The sequence below is a fragment of the Castellaniella sp. genome (assembly GCF_049671645.1).
Lineage (GTDB): Bacteria > Pseudomonadota > Gammaproteobacteria > Burkholderiales > Burkholderiaceae_B > Castellaniella.
Genome location: NZ_JBATVG010000022.1, coordinates 111,044 through 130,350 on the forward strand (window position 1 = coordinate 111,044; position 19,307 = coordinate 130,350).

A 19,307-nucleotide genomic window follows, 5' to 3' on the forward strand; every position below is an offset into this window, starting at 1 on the left:
GTCGGCCGGCGTATTTCAACAGAATGGAATCATGAACGCTACCGATACCTCCCCGGGCGGGCCGCTGGGCGAGCCCCGCCAGGAAAGCGAACGTTTCGCGGCCTTGGCGCGGGTATCCAATACCGGCGTCTGGGAATGGGATGCGGACCGACGCCATCTGTGGTGCAGCCCCGAATACTTCAGGATGCTGGGGCGCGACCCGGCGGCGTTTGCCGATCAGGCCCAAGAAAACCTGGACGCCGTCTGGATCGCCTTCCTGCACCCCGACGACCGGGAACAGGCCAGCCGCAGCTTCGCGGATTATCTGGCTTCGGATACGGCCGACATGTATGAAAGCGAATTCCGCATGGCCCACGCCGACGGCGGCTGGGTCTGGATCTGGTCGCGCGGCAGCGCCTTGCGCGACGATCGGGGGCGGCGGACCAGTCGCACCGTGGGCACGCACATCGATGTGACGTCGCTGCGGCAGACCCAGGCGCACCTGCGCGAAAGCCAGGAACGGCTGGCCTCGATCAGCAACAATCTGCCCGACAGCATGGTGTACCAGGTGGATTGCGGCCCCACGGGCGACACCCGGACCTTCACCTATGTCAGCGAAGGGGTCTGGAATTTGCATCGGGTATCGGTGGCGGATGCCTTGCGGTCGCCGGAACTGATCTACGGGCAGGTTTCCCCGGGTACCAAGGAACGCCTGCTGGCGCGGCAGCGCCAATGCCTGGCGGATATGTCCGATTTCAGATTCGAGATCTGCTCGACCCTGCCCGATGGCAGCCAGCGCTGGTTTCTGATCGCGTCGTCGCCCCGGCGCCTGGACAATGGCCACCTGGCGTTTGACGGCATCGAACTGGACATCACCGAACGCAAGCGGCAGGAACAGGAAATCCGGGACCTGAACACCGGCCTGGAACGCCGCGTGCTGGAACGCACGGTGGAATTGCAATCGACGCTGGACAGGCTGCGCCGCACCCAGGACGAGCTGCTGCAAAACGAAAAACTGGCGTCTCTGGGGGCCTTGGTCGCGGGCGTGGCGCACGAGCTCAACACCCCGATCGGCAATGCCGTCACGGTGGCTTCGACCCTGGCCCAGACACATCGCCGGTTCAGGGCGCAGACCGAATCCGGCCTGACCCGCAGCGCCCTGGCCAGCTACCTGGACGATGTCGAGGAAGGCGGCCAGATCATCGAACGCAATCTGGTCCGCGCGGCCGAGCTCATCGGTGGGTTCAAGCAGCTCTCGGCCGACCAGACCAGCTACCAGCGCCGCCCCTTCGATCTGCGGGTGCTGGTCCAGGAGGTCGTCATGGCCATGCGCCCGGCGGTGCGCAAGACGAACATCCGGTTGCGGGATGAGATTCCCGATGGGCTGACCCTAGACAGCTTTCCCGGCCCCTTGGGGCAGGTGCTGATGAACCTGATCAATAACGCCTTGATCCACGCCTTTGACGGGCGTGAAACCGGCCTGGTCCAGTTGTCCGCGACCCAGCCGGATGGCGCGGATACCGTGTGCCTGACCGTCAGCGATGATGGTTGCGGCGTGGCGCCCGACGATCAGAAGCGGATCTTCGACCCTTTCTTTTCCACCCGCCTGGGGCAGGGCGGATCGGGCCTGGGCCTGCACATCACCCATACGTTGGTGACGGGGCTGCTCGGCGGGCGGATCGAGGTCGATAGCCAGCCGGGGCAGGGCAGCCGCTTCAGCGTGCGGCTGCCGCTGAGGGCGCCTCGGGCCGGGGGCGCGGATCCGGCGGCACGGTAGAATTACCCGGTCCCTCTCAACGCGATAATGGCCTTCACCATGGCACAATTCCAAGCTTTCTGGGCATCCATGCCGGACTTCCAAGATGCCGCCGTTCATCTGCTGGTCACGCTGCTGATCCTGGTGATCGGCTGGATGGTTTCGAATGGGTTCGGGCGACTGGTGCGCCGTCTGGCGGATCATTCGACACGCATCGATCCCACCGTCATTCCCATCCTGCGCAGTGTGACCGTCTGGTCCGTGCGCACGGTCGTGCTGCTGGCCGTGCTGGCCCGACTGGGCGTGCAGACGGCCAGCCTGGTAGCGATGCTGGGGGCTTCCGCCCTGGCCATCGGCCTGGCTTTGCAGGGGACTTTGCAGAATTTCGCCGCCGGCATCATGTTGCTGCTGCTGCGCCCGGTGCGGGCGGGCGAATTCGTCTCGGTGGAAGGCAAGGGCATGGGCACGGTCGACGAGATCGGCCTGTTCATGACGCGGCTGGTGCAGGCCGATGGCATTCACCTGCTGCTGCCCAATTCCCTGGTCTGGGGCAATCCCATCGTCAACTACAGCCGCAATCCGACCCGCCGCCTGGACATGATGGTCGGGGTGCGCCAGGGCGATGACCTGGACGCCGCCCTGGCGACCTTGCAAGGCCTGGTGGACCGGCATGCCGACGTGCTGAAGGACCCGGCGCCTCAGGTCATGGTGATGGAATACCGCGACAGCGCCGTCATGCTGAACATCCGTTTGTGGACGCTGTCGGACAAGTACTGGGATGTCCGCTTCGACCTGCAGCGCCAGGCGCCGCAGGTGCTGCGCAACGCCGGACTGAGCAGCCCGATCCCGCTGCGTGAAGTCCGGACCATCAACGAGCAGGCATCCGCGCCGCGCGCAGCCGCCAACGGCGGCTGACGGGCTGGCCCTTCAGTCCACCATCCGGTTCAGGCGTTCCACGTCCAGCGGGCGCTGACCGTTTTCAATGCGCTGGCCCAGGTCTTCCATGGCCTGGCACAGGCGGTGGATGCGCTGGTCCTGCTGGGCCGTGTGGTTGATCAATTCGTGCAGTACCTTGACCAGGGGGTCGTCGTCCGCGCGGCCGACGCCATAGGGCGCGAAATCTTCCGGCCGGTCGGCGGTCTGGCCGTCTTCGCCCTGGCGGCCGCGCTGCAGCAGGTCCTGCAAAGGCTTGGCCGCCCAGTCCGATTGGCAGGGCAGTTCCTGCCCGGCCTGCGCGGATGACGCCGGCGCGGCCCCGGCCTGAATCGGCGTGGCGGCGGGTGTCGGCGTCTCGTCGCCGGTGGCGGCTGCTGCGGAAGTCCGGGTGTCCGAGGCGTGCGCTTCATCCGCGGCGTGATCCTGCGGCAGGATGACGCGAGCCGGGTTGCCCACTGCCGTGGCGCCGGCCGGCACGGGTTTGATCACCACGGCGTTGGATCCGATGCGGGCATGGGCGCCCACGGTGAACCCGCCCAGGATCTGGGCGCCCGCGCCGACCACCACGCCTTCCTCCAGGGTGGGGTGGCGTTTTTCGCCTTTGTACAGGCGGGTGCCGCCCAGGGTGACCCCCTGGTAGATCGTGCAGTCGTCGCCGATTTCGGCGGTTTCGCCGATCACCACGCCAAAGCCGTGGTCGATGAAGACGCGCCGTCCGATCCGGGCCCCCGGATGGATCTCGATGCCGGTCAGCATCCGCCCCAGGTGCGAGACGAAGCGTCCCGCCCAGAACCAGTTGCGCCGCCACAGGCCATGGGCCATGCGGTGGATCAGGATGGCGTGCAGACCGGGGTAGCAGGTCAGGATCTCGATGCGGCTGCGGGCTGCCGGGTCGCGCTCGTGGATGCAGGCGATTTCTTCGCGTAGCTGTTCAAACATGATGGTTCAGACGGGGTCCTGGGGGTGGGCGAGTCGGGCGGTGCGGATCATGGCGGTGCACAGGCCGCGCATCATGTCCACTTCGTCGGCGCTCAGGCGGTTGCGCGTCCACATCTGGCGCATCCGGGGCACCAGTTTCTTGGGGTGCCGGGGGTCCAGGAATTCGACGGCGACCAGCGCTTGCTCGAAATGGTCCAGCATAGCCTGAACGCGGTCGTTGCTGGCCAGGTCCATGCCGGGGTCATGGCGGCCATGGGTATCGGGCAGGCGGGCCTGCTGCGTCAGCGGCAGCAGCGCGTAGCGCATTTCCCAGGCGGCCAACTGCAGCGCCTGGGACACATTCAGCGAACTGTATTCCGGATTGGCCGGGATGTGGCAGATCTGCTGGCACAGCAGGATGTCGTCGTTGGACAGGCCGGATCGTTCCGTGCCCAGCACGATGGCGATCCGGGATTCCAGGCGGCCCAGCGCGGCGGCGGATTGGGCGGCGGCCTCGCGGATGTCGCAGGGCGGCGCGCCCAGGGCGCGTGCCCGCGCCGTCAGCGCGAAGGCCAGGGTGGTCGGGCCCAGCGCATCGGCCAGGCTGTCGTGGACGCAGGCCCGTTCCAGGATGTCGCCCGCGCCGCTGGCCAGCGCCTGGGCGTCGGGGTGGCGCAGCACGTCGGGATCGCCCGGCGCGACCAGATGCAGGTCGTGAAACCCCATGGTCTTGATCGCGCGCGCCGCCGAGCCGACGTTGCCCGGGTGGCTGGGGCTGACCATGATGAAGCGCACCCGGGCGAAGGGATCGGGCCTGTCGGCGAGCAAATCGGAGGAAACTGGTAGAGTCATTTAAAATAGAAGCTTGTTACCCGTGATCTTTGGAAACCTATGCATCCGATGCTTAACACCGCCATCAAGGCGGCGCGCCGCGCAGGCGCCATCATCAACCGCGCCAGTCTCGACCTTGAACGCCTGAATGTGGCGCGCAAAGGCCCCAAGGACTATGTGACCGAGGTCGATCGGGCTGCCGAGGAATCCATTATCGACATTTTACGCACAGCCTATCCCGAACACGGTTTCCTGGGTGAAGAATCCGGTGCGCATGCGGGGGCGGGCGCCGCGGAATCCGAATTCCAGTGGGTGATCGACCCGCTGGACGGCACCACCAATTTCATCCACGGTTTTCAGCACTACGCCGTGTCGATCGCCCTGATGCAGCGCGGGCAGGCCGTGCATGCCGTGATCTACGATCCCTCGCGCAATGAAATGTTCACGGCCAGCCGGGGCAGCGGCGCGTTCCTGAACGATCGCCGGGTGCGGGTGTCGTCGTGCACGCGCTATCACGACGCTCTGCTGGCTTCGCATATCCCTCAGTCCACCGCGCTGCCGGCGAATTCGCCGTTCGTGTCCTTGCTGGCCGATTGCGCCGCCGCCCGGCGCACGGGTTCCACCGTGCTGGACCTGGCCTGGGTGGCCAGCGGGCGGCTGGATGGCTTTTGCGGCGTGGGCCTGAAGCCCTGGGACATGGCGGCGGGCAGCCTGCTCGTGCTGGAAGCCGGCGGCCTGATGGCCGATTTCCAGGGGGAACAAGGCTGGCTGCAATCCGGCAACGTGCTGGCGGCGGCTCCGAAGATATTTACCCAGATGATGGCGCATCTGCAGGCCTGATAAGGAAATATGATGGAATGGTTGCTGGATCCGGCAGCCTGGGTGGGCTTGTTCACCCTGATCATCCTGGAAATCGTTCTAGGGATCGATAATCTGGTTTTCATCGCCATCCTGGTCGACAAGCTCCCCCCCAAGGAGCGCGACCGGGCCCGGGTGCTGGGCTTGAGCCTGGCCCTGATCATGCGGTTGCTGCTGCTGACCCTGATGTCCCATCTGGTCAAATTGACCACCCCCCTGTTCCATGTGGGGGCCATGGGGTTTTCCGGGCGCGACCTGATCCTGATCGTGGGCGGATTCTTCCTGCTGTTCAAAGGCACCTTTGAACTGCATGATCGCATCGAAGGCCGCACCCAGCACGCGACCGGGTCGCGCATCCATGCAGGCTTCGCGGTCATCGTCACCCAGATCGTGATTCTGGATGCGGTTTTCTCCATCGATTCCGTCATTACCGCCGTCGGCATGGTGGATCATCTGGTCATCATGATGGCGGCCGTGATCATCGCCATGGCCATCATGCTGGTGGCCTCCAAGCCCTTGACCGCCTTCGTCAACGCGCACCAGACCGTGGTGATCCTGTGCCTGGGGTTCCTGTTGACCATCGGGTTTTCGCTGGTGGCCGATGGTTTCAAATTCGCGGTGCCCAAGGGCTACCTGTATGCGGCCATCGTCTTCTCGGTGCTGATCGAAACCCTGAATCAGTGGGCCAAGCGCAATGTGCGCCGGGCTGAAATGCGCCGGCCGCTGCGCGAGCGCACGGCTGAAACCGTATTGCTGATGCTGGGCCGCAAGCCCCTGATCGGGCCGGAGCCCGAATCCGATCAGCAAGACGCCCAACCGGTGCAGGCCTTCGTCGACGAGGAACGCAATATGGTCAGCGGCGTGCTCACGCTCAGCGACCGCAATGTCCACTCGGTCATGACGCCGCGCACGGACGTGTCGTGGATCAATCTGGAATCGCCGGTAGAGGAACTGCGCGAGCAATTGATTCGGGAACCGCACAGCTTCTTCCCGGTGTGCCGCGGCACCCTGGACGAAGTCGTGGGCGTCGGGCGGGCCAAGGAACTGCTGCTCGACCTGCTGGAGCACGGCGGCATCCGCGAAACCCGCCTGCGCGAACCGATCATCGTGCATGAAACCATCCAGATCCTGTCGCTGATGGAAACGCTCAAGCGTTCGCATGGTCTGCTGGTGCTGGTGGCCGATGAATTCGGGTCCATCGTCGGGGTGGTCACGCCGATCGATATCTTCGAGGCCATCGCCGGGGAATTCCCGGACGAGGACGAGGCCCCCGACATCATCGACCAGGGGGGCGGCCGCTGGCGTGTCGATGGCGCGGCCGACCTGCATCACCTGGAACAGATCCTGCGCACCGACGGGCTGGTGGACGACGACGAGGAATACTCCACGATCGCCGGCTATCTGCTCAGCCGCTTCGGGCGCCTGCCCGACGTGGGCGACCAGTGCGAACTGGTGCACGACTACGATGCTTTCCGTTTCACGGTCGCCGCCCTGGAGGGCCGCCGGATCGCCGCCGTGCAGATCGAACGCCTGGCCCCGCTGGACTCCGATCCGGATGTGGAGATGCTGGGCTAGGACGGCGGGCGCATAGACAACTGATGCGCAAAAAGCCGGATCCGACCGGGGGGGGTCAGGCCTCGGGCCCGGTGTCCGGCCAGGGGTGCAATTGCACCCCGCGCGCCGCTGAAATCGAGATCCAGCCGCCCCGGGGCTCTCCGGCGTGGTCGAATTCCCAGTCGGGCAGCACGTACCGCCATGCGGGGCGGCCGTCCAGGTTCAGCGCATGCGCCGCAGGGCGGTGCGTGTGTCCATGGATCAGCACGTCGCAGTCCGCGGATCGCAGCGCCTGCAGGATGGCATCGGCATTCACATCCATGATTCGCATGGATTTCCCGCGTCGCGCCTGCCGGCTGCGTTTGCGCGCCCAGTTCGCGACGGCGCGGCGCAGGGCCAGGGGCAAGGTCAGGAAGACGGACTGCACCCAGGGGGTGTGAACCACGCGCCGGAAGCGCTGGTAGGCTGCGTCGTCGGTGCAATATTCGTCGCCGTGGGCCAGCAGGATGGGGCCGGCGTCGGTGCCCAGCAGCACGGGGGCGGCGATCAGCCGGGCGCCCAGCGCCCGGGCCAGGGCCTCGCCCATCAGAAAATCCCGATTGCCGCGGATGAGCCAGACGGGGATGGTCTGGGCGGTGTGGCGCAGTTCGCGCATGGCATCGGCCAGCCAGGCGGGCGGATCGCGCAGCGCGTGGTCGTCCCCGATCCAGGCATCGAAGATATCGCCGCACAGGATCAGGGCGTGCGCCTGGCTGCGGGCCAATGCCAGGAAATCGTAGAAGGCGCGCGCCGTCCGCGGGACGGCCGCGCCCAGATGGATGTCCGAGGCGATCCACAGATCGCCCGGGAGCGCGGCCTTATTCAACCAGCGTGGCGCTTTCGATGATCACGTCCTCGACGGGGACGTCTTGGTGAAAGCCCTTGTTGCCGGTCTTGACCTTCTTGATCTCGTCGACGACTTCGGTGCCCTCGATGACGCGGCCGAAGACGGCGTAGCCCCAGCCGTTGGACGTGGGCGCGGTGAAGTTCAGGAAATCGTTGTCCGCTACGTTGATGAAGAACTGCGCGGTGGCCGAATGCGGGTCGGCCGTGCGGGCCATGGCCAGCGTGTAGCGTTCATTCTTCAGGCCGTTGTTGGCTTCGTTTTCGACCGGCGCGTGGGTCTGTTTCTGTTTCATGCCGGGCTCGAAGCCGCCGCCCTGGATCATGAAGTTATTGATCACGCGGTGGAAGATCGTGCCGTTGTAGAAGCCTTCCTGGACGTAGCTCAGGAAGTTTTCGACCGTCTTGGGCGCTTTGTCAGCATCCAGTTCGATCAGCATGTCGCCCATGTTCGTGTGTAGCTTGACGTGCGGGTGTGTGCTCATGGATTTACCTTGGGTGGATTGGAGGGGGCTGGTTTGAGCGCCGGCCAGGCCGGGGGCCAGGACCAGGGCGCAGCCCAGACTCAGGACGCGCATTCCGGTCAGGATGCGCGGAAAGGAAAAGGGATGGGGCATGACAGGATACGTGAAAATGAAGAAATCAGCGGACGGCCGGGGTCTGGGGGGCGGCGGGCGATGCGCCGCCGCGATCGACCGGAGCCGGGGCGGTGGAGGGGGCGGCGGTTGCCGGCGCGGGCTGCGCGGCGCGCGCCCGGGCAAAGGATTCCTGGGCCAGCGCCATCTGCACGTGCCCCAGGTTTTCCAGGGCGGGCGCGAAGGCGGGGTCGGATGTCAGGGCCATGTTCAGGGCGTCGCGAGCCATCAGCAGCTTGCCCCGGCTGGCGTATTCGACGGCCAGGGCGTTCCAGGGCTCGGGCAGTTCCGGGTAGTTTTCCGTCATGGACTGCCACAGGGCCGTGGCCTGGTCGTGGCGGCCCAGGGCGGCCAGGGCGCGCGCCTTTTGGTATTCGAGCTGGACGTCCGTTCCGACGGGGTCGGTCGCGGCGCGGGCGGATGCCTGTTTCTGGATCACATCCAGGGCGTCCTGGGCGTGGCCGTCGCTGATCATCGCGGCGATGTGGTCCGTGACCTGGGAAGGTGTCAGGGGAATACCCGTATTGACTGAAGGGGTAATTTTTTTCAGCACGTTCGCAAAGGCCTGCCAGCCGCCGTCGGGCGTTTCCGCCTGGGTGAATTCGCCGGTGGCCGGGTCGAACGTCAGGCCTTGGATCGTCGTCGCGGACGCGTTAGTATCATGGGATGCGGCCTGTGCCGGCCCCGCAATCAGGCCGACGCAGGCAGTCAGGATAGTCAGAAAAACACGGGTCACGACACGTAGCGCCTAATGAGGGGTTTCGGAGATGGAGCCGGGGGACGTTATACTTGGCAGTTCATTTTACATCCCATCACGCCGCCGGCAGGCCTGGCGCGTGGGGGGTGCTTGACCTTATCCATCCGACATGCTGCACATTTATAACACCCTTTCGCGCCAGAAAACCCCGTTGCAGACAGCGGAACCCGGGGTGGTGCGGATGTACGTCTGCGGGATGACGGTCTACGATTTCTGCCACCTGGGCCATGCCCGCATGCTGGTCAGCTTCGACGTGGTCCAGCGTTGGCTGCGGGCCTCCGGATATCGGGTGCGCTACGTGCGCAACATCACCGATATCGACGACAAGATCATCCGCCGCGCCGTCGAACGCGGGGTGCCGATCCGCACCCTGACGGAATTCTTCATCGCGGCCATGCGCGCCGACGAACGCGCCCTGGGCGTGCAGGCGCCCGACGACGAACCACGCGCCACCGAACACGTGGCCGGCATGCTCGACATCATCGGCGTGTTGCAATCCAAAGGCCTGGCCTATCAGGGCGCCGATGGAGACGTCAATTTTTCCGTGCGTAAATTTCCCGGCTACGGCAAATTGTCCGGCAAATCGCTGGACGACCTGCGGGCGGGCGAACGGGTCGCCGTGTCCGCCGGCAAACAGGACCCCCTGGATTTCGTGCTGTGGAAATCGGCCAAGCCCGACGAACCCGCCGATACCCGCTGGGATTCTCCCTATGGGCCGGGCCGCCCGGGCTGGCACATCGAATGCTCCGCCATGAGCCGCGGCCTGCTGGGCATGCCGCTGGATATCCACGGCGGCGGGCCGGACCTGAAATTCCCTCACCACGAAAACGAAATCGCCCAAAGCGAAGGCGCTTTCGGCGGCACGCTGGCCACCGCCTGGATGCATTGCGGTCCCATGATGGTGGATGCCGAGAAAATGTCCAAGTCCCTGGGCAATTTCCGCCGCATCCGGGATACGGTGGCCGATGCGCCGGCTGACGACGTCGCCGACTACACGGCCAATCCGCGCGAATCCGAAATGCTGCGGTTTTTCCTGATCCGCAGTCATTACCGCAGCGTGCAGAACTACACGCCCGACAATCTGCAGGATGCCCAGCATGCGCTCGATCGCTTGTACCAGGCGCTGAGCAACGTCGCGCCCGCCCTCGTGGACATCGATTGGCAGTCGCCGCAGGCCCAGGCTTTCCGCGACGCCATGGATGACGATTTCAATACGGCGGGCGCGGTGGCCGTCCTGTTCGATCTGGCCAACCAGGCCAATCGCGATGCCGACGCCCGGGCCAGCGGCCTGTTGCGCGCGCTGGGCGGCGTGCTGGGCCTGCTGCAGACCGATCCGCGGATCTACCTGCAGTCGCCGACGCGGTTCCTGTCCGGGGGGGCTGGCGCGGCGTCGCTGTCCGAGCAAGCCATCGACGGCCTGATCGCCGAACGCGCCGCGGCCAAGGCATCCCGGGATTTTGCGCGGGCCGATCGAATTCGCGCCGAATTGCGCGACCAGGGGGTGGAGCTGGCCGATGTGGCCGGCGGCGCCACGCAATGGCGGCGGGTGTAGGCATGGACATGTGCTATCCCGAACCTGCCGTGCAGCGCCCCGTCTATTGGACCCAGGCCTGCGAAGACCTGATGCAGCGCGACCGCATCCTGCGCAAACTGATCCCGGTCTATGGGCAGGAATGCGTTCAGGCGCAGCATGACCCCTACCAGACCCTGATCCGCATCATCGTGGGCCAGCAGATTTCCCTGGCGCTGGGGCGCAAGTTATGGCGGCAATTGGTGCAGGCCTGCGGCCAGGACCTGCAGCCGGATTGCGTCCTGCGGCATTCCGAGTCCGACTTGCGGGCCATGGGCCTGTCGTTGCGCAAGGCCCAGTACGTGCGCGATGCCGCCCGGTACTTCCAGCAGGGCGCGCATCGGGATCCGGACTGGTGGCAGGCGCAGGACGATGCCGCCATCATCGCCCGACTGTGCGAGATCCGCGGGGTGGGGCGCTGGTCGGCGGAAATGTTCCTGATTTTTTTTCTGCGGCGCCCCGACGTGCTGCCGCTGGACGACACGGCCTTGCTGAAGGCCATTTCCCATCATTATTTCAGCGGCGAACCTGTGTCGCGCTTCGAGGCCCGCGAAGTCGCGCAGGCCTGGGCGCCCTGGAGCACGGTCGCCAGCTGGTACTTGTGGCGCAGCATGGATGCCGCTGCCGTCGAATATTGATTTTTCCATTCAGGAAACCCTGTTCTCATGCGAAATACCTTTCTTGAATTCGAACAGCCTCTGGCGGAACTCGAGCAGAAGATCGAAGAGCTGCGCTACGTGCAGACGGATTCTGCGGTGGACATCTCGGAAGAAGTCGGGCGTCTGCAGCAGAAAAGCCAGTCGCTGGCCAAGAGCATCTACGCCAAGCTGACGCCATGGCAGACGGCCCTGGTCGCCCGGCATCCGCAGCGTCCCTACACCATGGACTACGTGCAGGCGCTGTTCACCGATTTTCATGAGCTGCACGGCGACCGCATGTATGCCGATGACCAGTCGATCATCGGCGGGCTGGCGCGCTTCAACGGCACGCCATGCATGATCATCGGTCACCAGAAGGGCCGCGACACCAAGGAACGCGCCATGCGCAACTTTGGCATGCCGCTGCCCGAGGGCTATCGCAAGGCCTTGCGCCTGATGCGCCTGGCCGAAAAATTCCGCCTGCCGATCTTCACTTTCGTCGATACGCCGGGCGCCTATCCGGGCGTGGGGGCGGAAGAACGCGGCCAGTCCGAAGCCATCGGCCACAATCTGTTCGCCATGGCGGGGCTGAAGGTTCCCATCGTCGTCACCATCATCGGCGAAGGCGGTTCGGGCGGCGCCCTGGCCATCGCCGTGGGCGACACCGTCATGATGCTGCAGTACGCCACCTATTCGGTGATCTCGCCCGAGGGCTGCGCCTCCATCCTGTGGCGCAGCGCCGACAAGGCCGCCACGGCAGCCGAAGCCCTGGCCATCACGGCTCCGCGCCTGAAGGACCTGGGCCTGGTCGACCGTGTCGTCAATGAACCCGTGGGCGGCGCCCACCGCGACCCGGGCACCATGGCCCGCCAGCTGCATCGCGCATTGGCCGACGCGCTGCGCGAGCTGTCCAGCCTGGATACGGATCAACTGCTGCGCCGCCGCCTGGAACGCATCGCCGCATACGGGCGCTTCCAGGAAGCCCGCTGATCGGCCATCCGGGCCGCTGATGCCGCTCCCGGCCATGCGGCGCGGCCGCGCCGCGTCGTGATCCCCAGGGGGATGCCCTCATGAATGCCCATCCCGCCGCACAGTGGCAGGCCGCCTGCGACGAGCGGCTGCTGGCGGCCGTGCGGGGCGCGCTGACCGATGCGCCGGCCGGGGCCGCCATCGGGGTGGCGCTCAGCGCCGGCGCGGATTCGGCCATGCTGGCCCTGCACGCCGCCGTGGCCGCGGCGGATGCCGGCCGGCCCTTGCACTGCTTTCATATCCATCACGGCCTGCAAGGCGCGGCCGATCGCTGGCAGGCGCAGGCGCATCGGCTGGCCGGTCTGCTGGGGGCGTCTTGCCATAGCCGCCGAGTTCAGGTCGACGCCCGTCAGGGCCTGGGCATGGAAGCCGCTGCCCGGTCGGCGCGCTATGCGGCCCTGGCGGCTCTGGCGGATCGGGCGGGTGTGGGCCATGTCCTGCTGGCCCATCACCAGGACGACCAGGCGGAAACCGTCCTGCTGCGGCTGTTGCGCGGGTCCGGTCCCCTGGGCCTGGCGGCCATGGCAGCCGTCGCGCGGCACAATGGGGTAACGTATCACCGGCCTTGGCTGGAGCAGCCGCGCAGCCTGATCCTGCAGGCCGCGCAGCGGTTCGAGGCCCTCAGCGCCTGGCGCCCCGTGCAGGATCCCAGCAACCAGGACCCCCAGTACAAGCGGGCGGCCGTGCGTCTGGATCTGGCGCCGGTATTGGATGCGCATTGGCCGGCCTGGCGCCGGACCCTGAGCCGGCATGCCCGACAGGCGCGGGAACTGGCGCAGCGGGCGCAGGATGCCGCCCGCGAAGACTGGTTGCGGCTGGACTTGCGGGACGGGGGCGCCAGCTTTTCACTGTCGGCCTGGCGGCTTTTGCCGCAGGCGCATCAGGCGCCGGTGCTGCGCTTTTGGCTGCAGGAGCGGGGGTTGCGCATGCCCACCGAGGCCCGCCTGGACGCCTGGCTGAAACAATTGCGCGAAGTCCACGCCCTGGGTCATGACCGCCAGGTGCGCCTGCGCCACGAAAACCACTGGATCTTGGTCCAAAAGGGGCGTGTTCGGCTGATATCCGGGGCATCTGACGGAAACATCCTCAAAACCCAGTTAGAATAATCAGCTTGTTTTCTTGCCTGCGGGGGTCTGTCGGCCGCCTGCAGCGTTTCACTGCCTATCCATCATGCTCATTGTCCAGAAATACGGCGGCACCTCCATGGGTTCTGTCGAACGCATTCAGAACGTCGCCCGGCGCGTGGCCAAATGGCATGCCGCCGGCCATCAGGTGGTCGTGGTGCCCTCGGCCATGTCGGGTGAAACCAACCGCCTGCTGGGCTTGGCGAAAGAAATTTCCCCGCAGCCCGACCTGCGCGAACTGGACATGCTGGCGGCCACCGGCGAACAGGCCAGCAGCGCCTTGCTGGCCATCGCCCTGATGCGCCAGGGGGTGGCTGCCCGCAGTTATGCGGGCTGGCAGGTGCCGGTGCGCACCGACAGTTCCTACACCAAGGCCCGCATCAAATCGATCGACGACACCCGGGTGCGCCAGGACCTGGACGCCGGCCGGGTGGTCATCATCACGGGTTTCCAGGGCATCGACGACGAGGGCCACATCACCACCCTGGGCCGCGGGGGATCGGATACGTCCGCCGTGGCGGTGGCCGCCGCCATGAAGGCCGATGAATGCCTGATCTTCACGGACGTCGACGGGGTCTACACGACCGACCCGCGCGTGGTGCCGGAAGCCCGCCGCATGAACGTCATTTCCTTCGAGGAAATGCTGGAAATGGCCTCGCTGGGGTCCAAGGTCCTGCAGATCCGTTCGGTGGAATTCGCCGGCAAATACCAGGTGCCCCTGCGAGTGCTGTCCTCGTTGACCGATCCCATGATCCCGGTCGACGAGGAAATGCATTCGGGCACGCTCATCACTCTCGAGGAAGATCACAAAATGGAATCCGCCGTTGTCTCCGGCATCGCCTTCAGCCGCGACGAAGCCAAAGTCACCTTGCGCAACGTTCCCGATACCCCGGGCGTCGCCTATTCCATCCTGGGGCCGGTCGCGGCCGCCAATATCGACGTGGACATGATCCTGCAGAACATCTCCCAGCAGGGCATGACCGACTTTTCCTTCACGGTCAATCGCAACGACTTCGCGCGCACCCTGGATCTGTTGAAAAACCAGATCGGCCCGGCCGTCGGCGCCGGTGACGTGGTGTCCGACGACAAGGTCGCCAAGGTCTCGATCGTGGGCATCGGCATGCGCAGCCACGTCGGCGTGGCCAGCCTGATGTTCCGCACCCTGGCCGAAGAAGGCATCAACATCCAGATGATCAGCACTTCGGAAATCAAGACCTCGGTGCTGATCAACGACAAATACATGGAACTGGCCGTGCGCGCCCTGCACAAGGCCTTCGAACTGGATCAGGAGCCGGCCAAGGTCGAGGCCTGAATCCCCGGGACCCGCCGTTGGCGCCCATCGCCAGCGGCGGGAATCCAGAGCCGGTTGGCGGGTTCGACCGGATTCCTATGCTAGAATGCCGATCTTGCTGGAGACGTGGCCGAGTGGTTGAAGGTACTCCCCTGCTAAGGGAGCATGCGGCTTATACCCGCATCGAGGGTTCGAATCCCTCCGTCTCCGCCAGCTTCCCGTTGGCGTCAGCAAATCCAAATGAAACCCCGCCAGATGGTATCCGGCGGGGTTTTTCTTTAGAGCCTGGGCCACCGGCTGTCCCGGTCGTACATCGGGTCCGGCCCCGGGTGGAATTTCGTCACCTGGCTGCCGTCGCGGCCCATGAATACGTACATCAGCGAATTCCAGACGCCGCCCTGCTTGTAGCGGTAGCTCCAGACGATCTGGCGCACGTCGGGCAGGCCGGCCGTGTCGATGATGGCGGGCGGGCCGAATTCGCAGCGCACCTGATCGGCCGTCCAGACGCCTTGTTTCAGCACCTGGAAATGCTCGTCGGTCAAGATGGGCTGGATCGGCCCGACGCGACCCTGCGCGTCCACCGTGGCGCCCCAGGCGTATTGCCCGAAGGGCTGCCGCGACCAGACGACGCGCGCCTGCCCCTGCCGGTCGGTGCATTGCAGCGTCGGGGCGCCGAATTGGGCGGCGACCTGCGTCAGCGGCGTGCCCGGCGGCGTGGCCGCTATGTTGGCGCAGCCTGCCAGCAGCGCGCCGGCGCCTGCCGCCAGGCCGGCACGAAACATTCGGGACAGAGGGTGGTGCGCCATACTGTGGCCTCTTGATGAGCTGGGTGATACACCGGTCAGCATATCCCGAAAGCGTCGTGCGTGAATACTCTACAATCGGTCCGGAGTCCGCCGGCAGGGGGCCGGAACGGATGGCTTGGGGCGGGGTGTTCCTCCGCCTGCAGACCAGGAGACATCATGGAATCGACCTTCATGCGCACTGTGCGCGCACGCACCGATGCGGCTCTCGCTTCCGGCGATCTGCAACCCATCCAGGCCGATCAAGTGGTGCTGCGGGATCAGGGCCTGTCGTTCATCGTGCGTTGGGTGGCTGCGCTCGCCGCCAAGGATGCGGCGGGTCGGCCGGCGGCCGGGGTCGCCACGACGCTGCCGGGTGGGCCGCGCAATCCCGATTTCAATCCCTTTCTGAATCCCGATCCCGCCTTGCTGGTCGGTCCGCTGGGCGATCACCACGTCGCCATCCTGAACAAATTCCCCGTTTGCCTGCACCACCTGGTGCTGGCGCGGCAAGAGTTCTCGGAACAGTGTTCGCCGCTGGAAGGTATCGATTTCCAGGCCCTGGCCACGGTGCTGTCGTCCGAAGGCGGCCTCGGGTTCTACAACGGCGGCGCGGCCGCGGGGGCCAGCCAACGGCACAAGCACGTGCAATGGATTCCCGAATCCGACCAGAATGCATCGCTGCGGGAGCTGGGCGCGGGCCTGCCGGGCGGCTTGCCGGTGGGAGGCGCGGCCCGGCACCCGTCGCTGTCGCTGGCGCATTGCTTCGTGCGCGTGGAGGCCGGGCAGGGGGTGGATGCGCGGGCCAGCGCCCATGGCATGCTGCAGGCCTTCCGGCAGGCCTGCGCCGCGCTGGATCTGCGAACGGATGCCGATGGCTTGTTGCCGCCGTGCAATATGCTGGTGGGCGATGGCTGGATGCTGGTGCTGCCGCGCAGCCAGGAACATTTCCAGGGCGTGTCGCTGAACGCACTGTCCTTTGGCGGCACCATTTACGTGCGGGATCCGGCCCAGATCGATGCCATCCGCGCGGCGGGGCCGCTGAAGGCGCTGGCCGGGGTCGGGATGCCGGCCTGAACGGCTCATCCAAAAAACCAGTAGCACACCCCGATCGATGCCAGCACCCCGGCCAGATCGGCCAGCAAGGCGCAGCCCACCGCGTGGCGGGCCCGCTGGATGCCGACTGCGCCGAAATAGACCGCCAGCACGTAGAACGTGGTTTCCGTGCTGCCTTGCACCGTGGCGGCCAATAGCGCCGCGAAGCTGTCCGGCCCGGAGTGCTGCATGGTCTCGATCAGCAGCGCCCGCGCCGCGCTGCCGGAAAACGGCTTGACCAGGGCGGTGGGCAGGGCGTCCACGAAGCGCGTGTCCAGACCGATCCCGTGCACGGCCCAGCGGATGGCGTCCAGGATGAGGTCCAGCGCCCCGGACGCCCGCAGCACGCCGATGGCGCACAGCATGGCGACCAGATAGGGCAGCAGGTTCTTGCAGACCTCGAAACCGTCGCGGGCGCCCTCGATGAAGCTTTCGTACACCGGGACGCGTTTCCAGGCGCCCACCGCCAGAAAGGCGATGATGACGCCGAATAGCGTCAGATTGCCCAGCAGGGACGAAAGAGCCGCCACGGCGCCGGCGCTCAGGCTGGCCAGCACCGCCATGAATCCGCCCAGCGCCAAAGCGCCCGTGCCCAGCCAAACCAGGACGACCGGGTCGTGCAGCCGCAAGCGTTGCATAAATGCCACCGACAGCAGTCCCGCCAGCGTCGAGGCCGAAGTCGCCAGCAGAATGGGCAGGAACACCAGCGTCGGGTCGGGCGCCCCCTGCTGCGCCCGGTACATGAAGATCGATACGGGCAACAGGGTCAGGGATGACGAGTTCAGCACCAGGAACAGGATCTGCGCGTTGGTGGCGGTCTTGGGTTCCGGGTTCAGCGTCTGCAGCGCATGCATGGCCCGTAGCCCGATAGGCGTGGCGGCATTGTCCAGCCCCAGGGCATTGGCCGCGAAATTCAGTGTCATCAGGCCCAAGGCCGGATGCCCTGCCGGCACCCCCGGCATCAGCCGCCGGAACAGCGGCCCCAGCAGCTTGGCCAGGCCCCGCACCAGTCCGGCGGCTTCCGCGATGCGCAGGAACCCCATCCACAGGGTCAGGGTGCCGAACAGCAGCAGCATCAGCTTGACCGACAGATCGGCCATGTCGAACAGGCTGGCGATCAGACGGGAGAAAACATCCGGATCGCCCAGCGCCAGCCACTGAAACAGCCCGGCCACCGCTGCGATCAGGAAAAAGCAGAGCCAGAGAATGTTCAGCATGCCGGCCGCCGCGCGGACCTGCTGTGGCCGGACCGGGGAGAGGGTTGCATGCCGGCGCCTATCGTCCCGTCACGGCGTCCGGATTGACCAGGATGCCGCGGTCGACGTCCTGGACCCGGGTGCGGCCGCAAAACGCCATGGATACGTCGAGTTCGTTGGCGATGAGTTCCAGCCCGCGCCGCACGCCGGCCTCGCCGGCGGCCGCCAGGGCGTACAGGAAAGCCCGGCCGATCATGACGCCATGCGCTCCCAGGGCCAGGGCCCGGAGCACATCCTGGCCGCTGCGGATGCCGCCGTCCATCAGGACTTCGATCCGGTCGCCGACAGCCTGCGCGATGGCCGGCAGCGCGGCGATGGATGACGGCGCCCCGTCCAGCTGCCGCCCGCCGTGGTTGGAGACGATCAGGGCGTCGGCCCCGGCGTCCACGGCCAATCGGGCGTCTTGCGGATCCATGATGCCTTTGACGATGATCTTGCCGCCCCAGCGCTCCTTGATCCAGGCCAGATCGTCCCAGTTCAATGTCGGGTCGAACTGGTCGCTGGTCCACGACGCCAGCGACCGCATGTCGGCGACCCCGCGGGCGTGGCCGACGATATTGCCGAAACTGCGGCGTTGCGTGCCCAGCATCCGCAGGCACCAGTGCGGCTTGGTCGCCAGGTTGATCAGATTGCCCAGCGTCGGGCGCGGCGGGGTGGACAGGCCGTTCTTGATGTCTTTATGGCGCTGCCCCATCACCTGCAGATCCAGCGTCACCATCAGGGCCGAGCAGCGGGCGGCCCGGGCGCGGTCGATCAGGCGGCCGATGAAGTCGCGATCGCGCATCACGTAGAGCTGGAACCAGAATGGCCGGCTGGTGTGGGCCGCGACGTCTTCGATCGAGCAGATGCTCATGGTGGACAGGGTGAATGGCACGCCGAAGCGTTCCGCCGCCCGCGCCGCCAGGATCTCGCCGTCGGCGCGCTGCATGCCCGTCAGCCCCGTGGGGGCCAGCGCCACCGGCATCGCGGCGTCTTCGCCCAGCAGGCGGGTGCGCAGGCTGCGGGCGGCGATGTCCACGGCCACCCGTTGGCGGAATTTCAGCGTCTGCAGATCGCTTTCATTGGCCCGGTAGGTGGATTCCGTCCAGGACCCCGAATCCATGTAGTCGTAGAACATGCGCGGCACGCGTCGGCGCGCCAGGCGGCGGAAGTCTTCGATACAGGTGATCGTGTTCAGGGCAGGCAAAAGAGACTCCGGTAAGGGCACTCTGGTTTATACCGTGTTTCCCGGCCGGGAGGAAGGCAGTATCATGAGCCGCGATCCGGAAATATTTTTTAACTTCATTTATATCTGTTTGACCGTTGTCAATGCTGGTCACAAGTGCATCTGGTTTGTACAATGCAACGGTATTTGCAACAATTAAACATACAGAAGACGCAAGTTCATGCTTCAAGAACACTGGCCGGAAGCCAGTG

Annotated in this window: 18 protein-coding genes and 1 tRNA gene; 11 read left to right on the forward strand and 8 right to left on the reverse strand. The window is 66.0% G+C overall.

Translation table 11 applies throughout. From position 1 onward, the window contains the following. The first annotated feature begins 31 nt into the window (after positions 1–31). A complete protein-coding gene (locus tag WBG56_RS10940) occupies positions 32–1,756 on the forward strand; it encodes a PAS domain-containing sensor histidine kinase (RefSeq protein ID WP_424268178.1) in 1,725 nt (574 codons plus the stop codon). A gap of 39 nt (positions 1,757–1,795) precedes the next feature. Beyond that, entirely contained in the window at positions 1,796–2,650 is an 855-nt protein-coding gene (locus WBG56_RS10945) for a mechanosensitive ion channel family protein (RefSeq protein ID WP_424268180.1), read from the forward strand. A gap of 12 nt (positions 2,651–2,662) precedes the next feature. Here WBG56_RS10945 and cysE read toward each other — a convergent pair whose 3' ends face one another. Both cysE and WBG56_RS10955 read right to left on the reverse strand, forming a co-directional pair. After that, a complete protein-coding gene (cysE, locus tag WBG56_RS10950; RefSeq protein ID WP_424268182.1) occupies positions 2,663–3,610 on the reverse strand; it encodes a serine O-acetyltransferase in 948 nt (315 codons plus the stop codon). Positions 3,611–3,616: 6 nt separating this feature from the next. Then, positions 3,617–4,441 carry an RNA methyltransferase gene (locus tag WBG56_RS10955; protein ID WP_424268184.1) on the reverse strand — a complete coding sequence of 275 codons (825 nt, stop codon included), beginning with the start codon at positions 4,439–4,441 and terminating at the stop codon, positions 3,617–3,619. 39 nt (positions 4,442–4,480) lie between these two features. Between WBG56_RS10955 and WBG56_RS10960 the strand changes: the two genes are divergently transcribed. Both WBG56_RS10960 and WBG56_RS10965 read left to right on the forward strand, forming a co-directional pair. Beyond that, entirely contained in the window at positions 4,481–5,260 is a 780-nt protein-coding gene (locus WBG56_RS10960; RefSeq protein ID WP_424268186.1) for an inositol monophosphatase family protein, read from the forward strand. Between the two features lie 12 nt (positions 5,261–5,272). Then, positions 5,273–6,853 carry a TerC family protein gene (locus tag WBG56_RS10965; RefSeq protein WP_424268222.1) on the forward strand — a complete coding sequence of 527 codons (1,581 nt, stop codon included), beginning with the start codon at positions 5,273–5,275 and terminating at the stop codon, positions 6,851–6,853. A gap of 55 nt (positions 6,854–6,908) precedes the next feature. Here the strand turns inward: WBG56_RS10965 and WBG56_RS10970 are convergent, their stop codons facing one another. The 3 genes from WBG56_RS10970 to WBG56_RS10980 all read right to left on the reverse strand — a co-directional run bounded on the left by WBG56_RS10970 (position 6,909) and on the right by WBG56_RS10980 (position 9,085). Next, positions 6,909–7,697 (reverse strand): UDP-2,3-diacylglucosamine diphosphatase, encoded by a 789-nt coding sequence (locus WBG56_RS10970; protein WP_424268188.1) that lies wholly within the window; start codon positions 7,695–7,697, stop codon positions 6,909–6,911. Further along, positions 7,690–8,199 carry a peptidylprolyl isomerase gene (locus WBG56_RS10975; protein ID WP_424268224.1) on the reverse strand — a complete coding sequence of 170 codons (510 nt, stop codon included), beginning with the start codon at positions 8,197–8,199 and terminating at the stop codon, positions 7,690–7,692. Before WBG56_RS10975 ends, WBG56_RS10970 begins: the two co-directional genes overlap by 8 nt. A gap of 157 nt (positions 8,200–8,356) precedes the next feature. Next, entirely contained in the window at positions 8,357–9,085 is a 729-nt protein-coding gene (locus tag WBG56_RS10980; RefSeq protein WP_424268190.1) for a tetratricopeptide repeat protein, read from the reverse strand. A 130-nt stretch (positions 9,086–9,215) separates the two neighbouring features. Here WBG56_RS10980 and cysS point away from each other — a divergent pair, with 130 nt between their 5' ends. The 6 genes from cysS to WBG56_RS11010 all read left to right on the forward strand — a co-directional run bounded on the left by cysS (position 9,216) and on the right by WBG56_RS11010 (position 14,971). Beyond that, entirely contained in the window at positions 9,216–10,658 is a 1,443-nt protein-coding gene (gene cysS, locus WBG56_RS10985; RefSeq protein ID WP_424268192.1) for a cysteine--tRNA ligase, read from the forward strand. Between the two features lie 71 nt (positions 10,659–10,729). After that, positions 10,730–11,314, forward strand: coding sequence for a DNA-3-methyladenine glycosylase family protein (locus WBG56_RS10990; protein ID WP_424268226.1), 585 nt, complete (start codon positions 10,730–10,732; stop codon positions 11,312–11,314). Between the two features lie 27 nt (positions 11,315–11,341). Beyond that, positions 11,342–12,304, forward strand: coding sequence for an acetyl-CoA carboxylase carboxyltransferase subunit alpha (locus WBG56_RS10995; protein ID WP_424268194.1), 963 nt, complete (start codon positions 11,342–11,344; stop codon positions 12,302–12,304). 80 nt (positions 12,305–12,384) lie between these two features. Further along, positions 12,385–13,449, forward strand: coding sequence for a tRNA lysidine(34) synthetase TilS (tilS, locus tag WBG56_RS11000; RefSeq protein ID WP_424268196.1), 1,065 nt, complete (start codon positions 12,385–12,387; stop codon positions 13,447–13,449). Positions 13,450–13,510: 61 nt separating this feature from the next. Then, positions 13,511–14,779: an aspartate kinase gene (locus WBG56_RS11005; protein WP_424268228.1), complete on the forward strand. Its 1,269-nt coding sequence runs from the start codon at positions 13,511–13,513 to the stop codon at positions 14,777–14,779. Positions 14,780–14,878: 99 nt separating this feature from the next. After that, positions 14,879–14,971 (forward strand) — tRNA-Ser (locus tag WBG56_RS11010). Positions 14,972–15,036: 65 nt separating this feature from the next. On the opposite strand, the gene WBG56_RS11015 is transcribed toward WBG56_RS11010, so the two are convergent. Next, on the reverse strand, positions 15,037–15,564 hold the full coding sequence (locus WBG56_RS11015; RefSeq protein ID WP_424268198.1) for a hypothetical protein: 528 nt from the start codon (positions 15,562–15,564) through the stop codon (positions 15,037–15,039). Between the two features lie 156 nt (positions 15,565–15,720). Here WBG56_RS11015 and WBG56_RS11020 point away from each other — a divergent pair, with 156 nt between their 5' ends. Next, positions 15,721–16,617, forward strand: coding sequence for an ATP adenylyltransferase family protein (locus WBG56_RS11020; protein WP_424268200.1), 897 nt, complete (start codon positions 15,721–15,723; stop codon positions 16,615–16,617). 5 nt (positions 16,618–16,622) lie between these two features. On the opposite strand, the gene WBG56_RS11025 is transcribed toward WBG56_RS11020, so the two are convergent. Together WBG56_RS11025 and WBG56_RS11030 are read right to left on the reverse strand one after the other, a co-directional pair. Beyond that, on the reverse strand, positions 16,623–17,852 hold the full coding sequence (locus WBG56_RS11025) for a nucleoside recognition domain-containing protein (protein WP_424268202.1): 1,230 nt from the start codon (positions 17,850–17,852) through the stop codon (positions 16,623–16,625). A 58-nt stretch (positions 17,853–17,910) separates the two neighbouring features. Beyond that, entirely contained in the window at positions 17,911–19,077 is a 1,167-nt protein-coding gene (locus WBG56_RS11030) for an alpha-hydroxy acid oxidase (protein WP_424268204.1), read from the reverse strand. Between the last annotated feature and the right edge of the window lie 230 nt (positions 19,078–19,307).